A 10,989-nucleotide genomic window follows, 5' to 3' on the forward strand; every position below is an offset into this window, starting at 1 on the left:
ATCGACATGACCTTTGAGCAGATAGAGCTGGTCCAGAAAGCCTGGGGCAGGGTGAGCGCCCTGAACAACAGCTATGTCCAGGAGGTGTATGAAGAGCTGTTCAGATTGTCCCCCGAACTCAGGGCCCTCTTTCCCCCACATCAGGAGCTGCCTGTTGCCAAGGTGTCGGACACCCTGAACACCGTCATCACCAGCCTCTCCCAGCTGGATGCACTGGGTTTCATCATTCGCGATCTCGGCAGGCGTCACCAGCGATTCAACGTTCAACCCCACCAGTTTGCGCTGCTCAAACAGGCGCTGACCCAGGTACTGGCACGGCGTCTCGGCAGTGGTTTTACCCCGGCACTGGCACAGGCCTGGTCGCAGATGTATGACGAGATAGCCGCCCTGATGCTGGACGGCATGACACAGCACACCGAATTGACCACCTGATCCCCTGGCCTTTGCCCCCAATCGCTGAATGGGTCTGTAACAGGCATTTTGCATGAATCAAATTTGCAATATGCGAAAATAGACTCATTCTGCACACGGGGTATGTTCGGCGCCCTAATACCTCACCTGAATCCCTTTCGCACTACCTTGCTTGCATTCGCGACATCAAATCACAATAGATTGATTTTAAATGGATATTAAAAATAACCACGGGAAATAGCTCACCCCTTCGCCACGCCACCTCTCTCTGGCACGGTCACTGCATTGTCACATTCAGCAATGACTGATTAGGAGGATGGAACATGAAACTTCAACAACTGGCACTGTTCCCCTTGCCGTCCCATATTCTGCCCGGCGGCAAGCTCCCCCTTCGCCTGTTCGAGCCGCGCCACCTGCAGATGCTCAAGGAGTCCTTCCTCGAGGATCGGGGTTTTGGCATCGTGATGGAAGAGACTACCAGCACGGGTACCTGCGGACGGATTCTCCCGGTCGGAACCCGCGTCAAGGTGACGGATTTTTATACCCTCAACGACGGTTTGCTCGGGGTCACCGTGCTCGGCCTTGAACGCTTCTGCATCCACGAGATGGAAACGGATGACGCAGGCCTCAGGCACGCCCAGGTCGAGCCACTGCCCAACTGGCCGAGTGCGGATTCTGATGTCAGCGACAACCAGCTGGTCAGCCGATTGAGAGAGGTCTTTGCACAATACCCGGAACTGGATGAGCTCTACCCGGACAAGCAGTTCGACGATGCAGCCTGGCTCTGCCAACGCTGGCTCGAGATCCTGCCCATGCCGATCTATGAAAAACAGATGTTGATTGCCAAACAGAACAGTGAAGCGGCGCGCCAGTTCTTGCGCCGACTGATCGCACAGTGAGTCAAAGAGTGAGTCAACGGTTGGTTTGCAAAACGCGAATTCTCGGCACTGCATTCTTATAATGAAAAAATGAGAATTGCATTTTGCAATCACGGTAGCGATAAATAACACACAATTCAGCTACAGGCCGCAAATAACAGGTTTTGAAAAGTTGGCACGACTTTTTCATATAAAACCGTACAACCCGATTTATCCCGTGCTCTCTTCAGTATTTGCTGAAGAATTGGTCAACCACCAGGTTGACCATTTTTTTTACCCAAAATCGGCCGGCATCACCTGCAATGGCGGAGCAGGCAGCTTCGCAGCCTGGCAAGACTGATGGGTTTGGCCAGAAAATCGTTCATGCCCTGGGCAAGGCAGCGGGCCCTGTCCTCCATCATGGCATTGGCCGTCAACGCGACGATGGGCACCTCGCACCCCATGTCCCGCAGGCGCCTGGTCGCCTCCAGCCCATCCATCTGCGGCATGCGCATATCCATCAGGACAAGGTCCGGCTGCTGCTTCGCCACTTGTGCCAGGGCCTCCAGACCATTGCCTGCCAGCCTCACCCTGCACACCAGCTTCTGCAGCATCAGGGATACCACCAGCTGATTGACCGGACTGTCTTCCACCACCAGCACATCCAGCTCCAGTCTGGCGCACTCTTCACTGCCGGGGGCGGTGGCCGGAGCACAGGGAGAGGCCATCCCGGGCAGCTCGAACCAGAAGCAGCTTCCCAGCCCAGGCGTGCTCTGCACGCAAATGTCTCCCCCCATCAGCTGCACCAGCCGCCTGCAGATGGCCAGCCCGAGCCCCGAGCCGGAGAAGCGGCGGGTTGCCGAACTGTCGACCTGATAGAAGGGTTCGAACAGCAACGCCTGATCCTCGGTGGAGATGCCGATCCCCGTGTCGCTGACCATGACCCCCAGCTTTTCCTCCTCCCAGGTCAACGCCAGACGCACGCTGCCGACGGAGGTGAACTTCACGGCATTGCCAAGCAGGTTGCCTATCACCTGGGAGAGGCGGACGGCATCCCCTTGAAGGAGTTCGGGGAGCGTCTCATCCAGATGCCAGTGCAGTGTGATGCCCTTGGCACTGGCCTGTGCCTGCAAGGGCTCCACCAGGGCACGGCACAGCTCGGCTGGCTGAAAGGGTTCACAGTGCAGCGTCAGGGTATGTGACTCTATTTTCGAGAAATCGAGCACATCGTCGATGATGGTCTGCAACAGATGCGCAGAGTGGGTGGCATGGCCGATGAGGGTCTGTTGCGGAGTGTCGAGCCGGCCGTGCTGCAGCAGATCCAGCATCCCCAGCACGGCGTTCATGGGAGAGCGGATCTCGTGGGTCATCATGGCGAGGAACTGGGATTTGGCACGGTTGGCCGTCTCGGCATCGTCCCGCGCCCGCGCCAGCTCCTGCTCGCGGCGGATCTGGCTGCCTATCTCCCGCGCCGTGCCCCGATAGCCGAGGAAGCGGCCACCGGCATCATGGCAAGGCTCCGCATTGATCTCCATCCAGCAAGGCCCGCCCGCCAGCATCACCTGGGCCCGCATTCCCCGCACCGGCAGATTGTGGGCGATCAGGTGCCGGTAGTGGCTCCAGGCCGGGTCCTGCTTGTCGTGGGCAAAATCATAGAGGCTTCTCCCCGTCTGGCGGGCCAGCACTTCCCCCTGATAGCCAGGGGCAGAGACATAGCTGAGCCTGTGCTGGGGATCGGTCTCCCAGAACCAATCGGAGGCCATGGCGGCAAAACTGCGAAAACGCTGTTCGCTGGCCTGCAGGGCCAGGGTCTTGAGGTCAACCTGTTCTTGCAGGCGAGCCCGATAGGCGATGTTGACCAGGGCCTGGGAGATGAGCGGGCGACAACGCTGCATCGCCGCCTTGCTCTTGAGATCGAAGGTGCCCGCCACGCCGTGCCGGCAGATGAGCACACCGGAAAACCCCGGTCCCTGCAAGCCTGTCATCATGACGCTGGCCCAGCCCGGCGCCCCCGCCAGCGGCGCCAGCTCAGGCAGTTGGGCGGGATCATAGATCACCAGGGTCTCCCCCTCGATGGCCCTGGAGAAGAGCGGTGTCAGCGACCAGGTCCGGCCTACCTCGTCCGGCTGGGTGCTCAGATGGGTGCTGCCCCCTACGGCCTCCCAGGCAACCACATCCGCCTGTTCGAATCCGATAAAGGGCTTGAGAGCAAGAATGAGACTCTCCAGTACCTGCTCCAGACTCTGGGCCTGTGCCAGGGTCGCCACCCCGCACAGCAGGGCTTGAGACTCCTCCCGATATCTGGCCTCCCGCTCCCGGCAACGCATCAGCTCCACCAGCGTGGTTTGCAGTTTGTCGCCCAGGGTTTCGAGTTCGCTATTCCCTATCATCTTGAATCCAGCACAGTGTCAGCTCTCGAGGAAGATTACGCTCGACACCATGAGGTTGCCGTGCGCCAGCTCACCATGGGGTAATCGTCCCTGTTCACCGAAGGTAAAGGGCGTGATGAAGGGGATCTCACCCAGCCTCTGACTGAATTGACTGACGATGTCCCCCAGCCTGTCCCCCAGTGCCAGCCGACAACCGGCACAAAACACCACCAGGGCGCCAAAGGGGCGCATATTGCTCGCCATGCCATATTCAGGCTCGATATTCACCGCATTCAGGCTACGCTGCAACAACCCTTCCTGGCTGCTGTACATGAGCAGCAGCCGCTCTCCCAGTCGGGTCTCGGTAAAGAGGCGCAGCCCCTCCCGCGCCGTCACCGCCTCGGGATGGGAGAGCTTGTAGTAGGGCAGGTCATCGAGCATGCCGACCTGACGGGCCAGTGGCGAGAGCGTCGTCTCCCTGAGGATGGGGCCCACCGGCCAGGGCGTCGCACGCTCGGTCCAGCGACCATAGACCCGGGCCGCCGGCTCGTGATCGATGGTCAGCACCTCCCGCCCGTCTATCCCGGTAATGATGCCGCGACACTCGGTGGGTACATAGCCTGAATGAAACTGGAACGCCAGTTGGCAATCGGGGTAAAGCACCGCCAACACGCACCCTTGTGATCCCTCCCCTTCGTCCCAGCACAGCTGCCACTGCCCGGCCACGCCGTCGTCTGCCGCCGACCCGCCGACGACGGGAACGGTCGCGCCAAACTCGGCGTCGATCCCCGCGAGCACAACCTCCTCCAGCCCCGGGCTGGTGTGCAGCAACACGAGCTGCGGCAGCTCTCCCGGTCGGCCACCATCGGCGATGGCGCGGCGCAGCAATGCCCGCACATCCGGTTGATCCCCCATCTGGCCAGCCACGCCATAGGCCCCCTTGTCATCATAAAGGGCGGCGACCGACAGGCTCCAGCCATGCCGACCATGATGGCCATCCTGGGTCAGGATACCGCCGCAGGAGCTGCAACCGATCAGCCGGGTATCGGGAAAACGTGCCTTGAGCGCACGGCGCAGTTCCGCCGCCTCGTGTGCTTGGGTAAAATAGACCAGCAACAGCGATGGAACATGGGATGACTGGGCATGCAACCGCTCTGTAACTTGTTGGGCGGCCAGTGGGGTCGTCTCGGCAAGCGAGTGAGCCGTCAGGAAGTTCAACATCGTCTCCTAGGGGTACGGGATGCTGGCATCAAGCAAAAATCATACCCTTATCAAACAATTACCTGGCCATGGAGACTAGAATGGTGCTCACTGGCCTCCCACGGGATCACTGCATGTGGCAGAAAAATATCAATGACTTCGACCGGGTTGTCGCCATCGGCGGCGGGCACGGTATGGGCCGGGTGCTCTCTTCCCTGTCGTTCTTGGGATCCCGGCTGACGGGCATCGTCACCACCACGGATGATGGCGGCTCCACCGGACGCCTGCGCAAAAGCCAAGAGTGCATCGCCTGGGGGGATCTGCGCAACTGCCTCAACCAGCTGGTGACCACCCCCAGCATCGGTAGCCAGCTGTTCGAGCACCGCTTTACCGGCCGCGGCGAGCTCGCGGGCCACAACCTCGGCAACCTGATGCTGCTGGCCCTCGACAACCTCTGCGTGCGCCCCCTGGATGCCATCCGGCTCATCAGCGACATGCTGGAAATTGAACCCAATCTGCTGCCCATGTCCGAGCATCCCACCGATCTGTGCGCCCACACCGTCTGTGGCGATCAGATCCTGGGGGAGGTCTCCATCGATCAGCTCACCACGCCGCCACGGGCCCTGAGCCTGAAACCGGTCGTGCCCGCCACGCGCGAAGCAGTCGAGGCGCTGAGCCAGGCCGACATGATCATCCTGGGGCCGGGCAGCTTCCTCACCTCCATCATGCCTCCTCTGCTGCTGCGCGAAATTGCGGAGGCGATCCGCAGCAGCCGCGCCATCGTCGTGTTCATCAGCAATCTGGTGGACGAAGAGGGTCCGGCAGGCCAGTTGTCACTGTCCAGTCAACATCGTTGGCTGGAAGAGCGGATAGGCAGCGGCCGGATCGATGCCATTCTGGCTCCCGAGGGCCCCCAGGTACCCGAGCTGCAGCACTGCCTCGTTCGGGCCGAGCTGGGTGAAGCGGCCCTCCCCCACCGCCACGACCGCCTCAAGCTGCGGCTGGCACTCGACACAGTGATCCTGAGCAGGCTTGGCGAGCGCGACATGGCGGGCTGATGCCCTTCTGGATCAGTGAAACTGGGCCAGATGGGTGAAGACCTGGGGCAGGGAGTGCTCCAGCTCCGCCAGCAGTCTGCCGGCCTCTTGCTCATCTTCCCGGCGACAGGCGGACTCCAGATCCATCACCTGCTGATAGCTGGGTTTGGCGCCATAGCTGCCACAGGACGATTTCATGCTGTGGGCAAGACGCGCCAGGGCTGACCAGTCCCGCTGCTCAAAAAGCGGTCTTAATTGGGCCAACTGCTCGCCTACCTCTTCGACAAACACCGAGATGACGACCGGCATCATCTCGTGACCGATATCATCTGCCAGTTGTCGCAGCACTTTCTGATCCAGCCACTCCATCTTCTCTTCCCTATGATGGTATTCAAACAGACCACAATATAGCGGACCCACAGCCCCGCTGTCACCCGTCCTTCGGGCATGCCCGTATCGCTCCGGATGCTCTTGCGACACCAGAATGTGAGCAGCTTCAAGTTATCGGTATGTCAGTCAGAATGGAGAGAGATAAAGATTGTCACAAAATTAACATTAAAGTAACAATGCAACCCATGAGAATGATGCGGCTCAGCAACACCTCTCTCATCCCTTTTTGCCTGTATGGCTGCTGCGAAGAACCAGGGTAGACATCTACCCTGGTATTTTTTTATCTCTGGTTCAACAAGTTGGCTGCATTGCCATATTCCAGCTCACCCAGCCTGAACAGGCAGAACTCCCCGGGCACCATCTTCACCCAATTCTCGTTGCCGGTGAGCGGCCGGGTGGCGATCAGGGTCACCACATCGTTCGGCGTGGTTTCACTCTGAAAGTCGATGGCCACATCCTCATCCAGCAGACGGGCTTCGCCAAAGGGAGCCCTGCGCGTCAACCAGTAAAGGTTGTTGCTGCAATAGGTCATCACGAACTCTCCGTCCGACAGCAGCATGTTGAACACCCCGAGCCCGCGCAGCTTGTCGCACAGGGTCGCGAGGTAGCGGAACATGGCGGGGAAATTTGCCGGCCGTTTGGGGTACTTGTGCTCCAGCCTGTCGAGCAGCCAGCAGAAGGCGTGCTCGCTGTCGGTGTCGCCGACCGGACGGTGGCGCCCGGTCGGCAGCTTCTTGTAACCGGTCAACTGGCCATTGTGGGCAAAGGTCCAGTAACGGCCCCACAGTTCTCGGGTAAAAGGGTGGGTGTTTTCCAGGGAGACACACCCCCGGTTCGCCTGCCGGATATGGCTGACCACGGCACGGCTCTTGATGGGCAGTGCCTGGACCAGCTTGGCGATGGGAGACTGGGCACTGGGTTCGGGATCCTTGAAGGTGCGAAAACCCCGCCCCTCATAGAAGGTGATCCCCCAGCCATCCTTGTGGGGACCGGTCTTGCCGCCCCGCAGCATCAGCCCGGTAAAGCTGAAGCAGATGTCGGTCGGCACATTGGCACTCATGCCGAGCAGTTCGCACATATACCATCCACTCCCTGAATGTCTTGACTCTAGTTTCGTCAATCAACCGTCACGGCTGGATGAGAGGGCCGGGATGGTCGCCCATCACCCCTCTCAATCCCGGATCGTTGATTACTTGGCCATCTCTTTTTCAACCAGCTGGATCAGGATGTGGATCACCTTGATGTGCACTTCCTGGATGCGGTCGGCATAACCGAAGTGCGGCACTCGGATCTCCACATCGGCCAGACCAGCCATCTTGCCGCCGTCCTTGCCGGTCAGGGCAATCACCTTCATCCCTTTGGCACGGGCCGCCTCGATGGCTTTGAGGATGTTGCCGGAGTTGCCGCTGGTAGAGATGCCGAGCAGCACGTCACCACGACGGCCGACGGCCTCCACATAGCGAGAGAAGACATAGTCATAGCCAAAGTCGTTGGAGACGCAGGAGAGGTGGCTGGGATCGGAGATGGCGATGCCGGCATAGCCTGGGCGGTTCTCGCGATAACGACCGGTCAGCTCCTCGGCAAAGTGCATGGCATCGCAGTGGGAGCCGCCGTTGCCGCAGGAGAGTACCTTGCCTTCCTGCTTGAAGGAGTCGGCGAGCAGCTTGGCCGCCGCCTCGATGTTTTTCAGATTTTGCTCATCTGCCAGGAACGCCTGAAGCACGCTGGCAGCTTCGGTCAACTCGTTGCGGATCAGTTCTTTGTACATGGTTTTTGAAATCTCGTCGTCCAACATAGGGTGGCGGCATTGTCGCACAAGCCAGTCCAATCGTCGCCCCCCGCCCGCCAAGATGGGGCGGGCAGCGCGTTATGCCGATCACAGAACCAAGGTAACAGGCTTGTAAACAGCTTGATAAGTTTGTGCGTATGAATTACAACAGGGGCCACATCCAACAGGTCAGACCTCTGGATCAGTTAACGCCAATTTCCCAACCTCGGCAATTCATGCAAGGAGCAAACAATGACGACGACCCTCACTCTGCTCGGGGTGATCCTGGTGATCGGCGCCATGGCCTATCGCCGTGCGTCCCTGTTCACCGCCACGCTTGCCACGGCCGCCGCCCTGGTCGCCGGCACCTTCTATGGCCATGTGCCCCTGCTGGTGTGGGCGCTGTTCGCGGTGATAGCCCTGCCCCTCAATCTGGTGGAGTTTCGCCGCAACCAGCTGACCAAGCCGCTGTTCAAGATCTACAAGTCCATCATGCCGGAGATGTCCCGAACCGAGAAGGAAGCCATCGAAGCGGGGACGACCTGGTGGGAAGCGGATCTGTTTGCCGGCAACCCGGACTGGAAGAAGCTGCACGCCATTCCGGTCAGCACGCTGTCTGCCGAAGAGCAGGCCTTCATGGACGGTCCGGTTGAAGAAGTGTGCCGCATGGTCAACGACTGGGAAGTGACCCACGAGCGTGCCGATCTCTCTCCCGAGGTGTGGCAATACCTGAAGGACAACAAGTTCTTCGCCATGATCATCAAGAAGAAATATGGCGGGCTGGAGTTCTCTGCCTACGCCCAATCCTGCGTGCTGCAAAAGCTGTGCGGCGCCAGCGCCGTGCTCGCCTCCACCGTCGGCGTGCCCAACTCCTTAGGGCCGGGTGAGCTGCTGCAACACTACGGTACTGACGAGCAGAAGGATTACTACCTGCCCCGTCTGGCTGTCGGCAAGGAGATCCCCTGTTTCGCCCTGACCAGCCCGGAAGCGGGTTCTGATGCGGGCTCGATTCCCGACTTCGGCATCGTCTGCAAAGGCGAGTGGGAAGGGGAAGAGGTGCTCGGCATGCGCCTGACCTGGAACAAGCGCTACATTACCCTGGCTCCCATCGCCACCGTACTCGGCCTCGCCTTCAAGCTGCGTGACCCTGACCACCTGCTGGGTGAGGAAGAAGAGCTCGGCATCACCTGCGCCCTCATTCCGACCCACATCAAGGGGGTCGACATCGGCCGTCGCCACTTCCCGCTCAACGTGCCGTTCCAGAACGGCCCGACCCACGGCAAGGACGTGTTTGTACCGCTCGACTTCATCATCGGCGGTCCGGCCATGGCCGGTCAGGGCTGGCGTATGCTGGTGGAGTGTCTCTCCGTCGGTCGCGGCATCACCCTGCCTTCCAACAGCACGGGCGGCGTCAAGATGCTGGCCCTGGCCACCGGTGCCTACAGCCGCATCCGTCGCCAGTTCAAGCTGCCGATTGGCAAGATGGAAGGGATTGAAGAGCCGCTGGCACGCCTGGGTGGCAACGCCTACATCATGGGCGCCGCCGCCAAACTGACGGTCACCGGCATCGATCTCGGTGAAAAACCCTCGGTCATCTCCGCCATCGTCAAGTACCACCTCACCGACCGCGCCCAGAAGTGCATCATCGATGCCATGGACATCCACGGCGGCAAGGCCATCTGCATGGGGCCGAACAACTATCTGGCCCGTGGCTATCAGGGGGCCCCCATCGCGGTGACCGTCGAGGGAGCCAATATCCTGACCCGCAGCATGATCATTTACGGTCAGGGAGCCATCCGTTGCCACCCCTACGTGTTGCCGGAGATGCTGGCCGCCAGCCACCCCGACAAAGAGCAGGCGCTGAAAGATTTCGACAAGGCGATGTTCAGCCACGTGGGCTTTGCCATCAGCAACCTGGTGCGCAGCTTCTGGCTGGGGTTGACCGGTGCCCGCTTCGCCGCCGCGCCCTACAAGGATCAGACCAAGGGCTACTATCAGCAGCTCTCTCGCCTCTCCGCCAACCTTGCCTTCCTGTCAGACATGGCGATGGGCACCCTGGGTGGCGAGCTCAAGCGCAAAGAGCGGGTCTCTGCCCGCCTTGGCGATGTGCTGAGCCAGCTCTATCTGGCCTCCAGCGCCCTCAAGCGCTATCAGGATGAAGGACGCCAGCAAGCCGACCTGCCGCTGCTGCACTGGGCACTGCAAGACGCTTTGTTCAAGGCTCAGGAAGCGATCGACGAGTTGCTGCGCAACTTCCCGAATCGCTGGATTGGTCTGGCCCTGCGCGCCATCGTGCTGCCCCTTGGTCGCGACCTGAAGCGTCCCTCCGACAAGCTCGACAGCCAGGTGGCCCGCCTGCTCCAGGTGCCAAGTGCCACTCGCAGCCGTCTGGCCGAGGGCCAATATCTGACGCGCGAGGAGGGCAACCCCTTCGGGCTGCTGGAACAGGCGCTGGACGATGTGCTGACCGCAGAGCCGCTGTTTGACAAGGTGTGCAAGGCCGAAGGGAGCAAACGCCCCTTCACCCAGCTCGACAAGGTGGCAGAGGCAGGCCTGAGCCTCGGTGTCATCAACCAGGTCGAAGCGGATCTGCTGCGGCGTGCCGAGGAGAGTCGTCTTCGCACCATCAACGTCGATGATTTCGATCCCGTCGAGCTGGTGGCCAACAAGGCACTGTTTGAAGCCTCCGCCTATCACAGGGCAGCTTGATGCCTCTGATGCCAGAACGCCTCCCTTGTGGAGGCGTTTTTCATGAAAGGGCTGGTGGATGGCATCCGATACGAAGAAAGAGAAACCGACTGGATCATATTTTGGATATCAATCCGTTTCCTATATTGAATGAAGCGGTTAAGGTAAGCACAGGATCACACACAGGATTGCATATTGACATCCTCCCCCACCTTAGCGCTTCGCGTCACAGGAGGGGGATTCCCATTACTGGGTGATAGCTGCTCGCG

At 60.3% G+C, this 10,989-nt stretch carries 9 protein-coding genes; 4 read left to right on the forward strand and 5 right to left on the reverse strand.

The window, feature by feature from the left end:
- Nucleotides 1-6 precede the first annotated feature (6 nt).
- Entirely contained in the window at nt 7-432 is a 426-nt protein-coding gene (locus PG892_RS13965; protein ID WP_041215516.1) for a globin domain-containing protein, read from the forward strand.
- 302 nt (nt 433-734) lie between these two features.
- Nucleotides 735-1,310 carry an LON peptidase substrate-binding domain-containing protein gene (locus PG892_RS13970; RefSeq protein WP_041212730.1) on the forward strand — a complete coding sequence of 192 codons (576 nt, stop codon included), beginning with the start codon at nt 735-737 and terminating at the stop codon, nt 1,308-1,310.
- 272 nt (nt 1,311-1,582) lie between these two features.
- Here PG892_RS13970 and PG892_RS13975 read toward each other — a convergent pair whose 3' ends face one another.
- Nucleotides 1,583-3,658, reverse strand: a complete 2,076-nt coding sequence (locus tag PG892_RS13975) for a PAS domain-containing hybrid sensor histidine kinase/response regulator (protein ID WP_270825498.1) — start codon at nt 3,656-3,658, stop codon at nt 1,583-1,585.
- Nucleotides 3,659-3,676: 18 nt separating this feature from the next.
- Nucleotides 3,677-4,858, reverse strand: coding sequence for an FIST signal transduction protein (locus PG892_RS13980; protein ID WP_041201554.1), 1,182 nt, complete (start codon nt 4,856-4,858; stop codon nt 3,677-3,679).
- Nucleotides 4,859-4,971: 113 nt separating this feature from the next.
- On the opposite strand from PG892_RS13980, the gene PG892_RS13985 reads away from it, so the two are divergent.
- Nucleotides 4,972-5,895: a gluconeogenesis factor YvcK family protein gene (locus tag PG892_RS13985; RefSeq protein WP_029314269.1), complete on the forward strand. Its 924-nt coding sequence runs from the start codon at nt 4,972-4,974 to the stop codon at nt 5,893-5,895.
- A 12-nt stretch (nt 5,896-5,907) separates the two neighbouring features.
- On the opposite strand, the gene PG892_RS13990 is transcribed toward PG892_RS13985, so the two are convergent.
- The 3 genes from PG892_RS13990 to lpcA form a co-directional block, all read right to left on the reverse strand.
- Complete coding sequence (locus tag PG892_RS13990; RefSeq protein WP_010674144.1) at nt 5,908-6,243, reverse strand: Hpt domain-containing protein; 336 nt, start codon at nt 6,241-6,243, stop codon at nt 5,908-5,910.
- A gap of 301 nt (nt 6,244-6,544) precedes the next feature.
- Nucleotides 6,545-7,342: a class II glutamine amidotransferase gene (locus PG892_RS13995; RefSeq protein ID WP_223916394.1), complete on the reverse strand. Its 798-nt coding sequence runs from the start codon at nt 7,340-7,342 to the stop codon at nt 6,545-6,547.
- Nucleotides 7,343-7,453: 111 nt separating this feature from the next.
- On the reverse strand, nt 7,454-8,032 hold the full coding sequence (gene lpcA / locus PG892_RS14000) for a D-sedoheptulose 7-phosphate isomerase (protein ID WP_223916392.1): 579 nt from the start codon (nt 8,030-8,032) through the stop codon (nt 7,454-7,456).
- A 252-nt stretch (nt 8,033-8,284) separates the two neighbouring features.
- Between lpcA and fadE the strand changes: the two genes are divergently transcribed.
- On the forward strand, nt 8,285-10,741 hold the full coding sequence (fadE, locus tag PG892_RS14005) for an acyl-CoA dehydrogenase FadE (protein ID WP_201984652.1): 2,457 nt from the start codon (nt 8,285-8,287) through the stop codon (nt 10,739-10,741).
- Nucleotides 10,742-10,989 lie beyond the last annotated feature (248 nt).

Origin of the sequence: Aeromonas sp. QDB68, assembly GCF_027707405.1 — a bacterium.
Taxonomy (GTDB): Bacteria; Pseudomonadota; Gammaproteobacteria; order Enterobacterales; family Aeromonadaceae; genus Aeromonas; species Aeromonas caviae.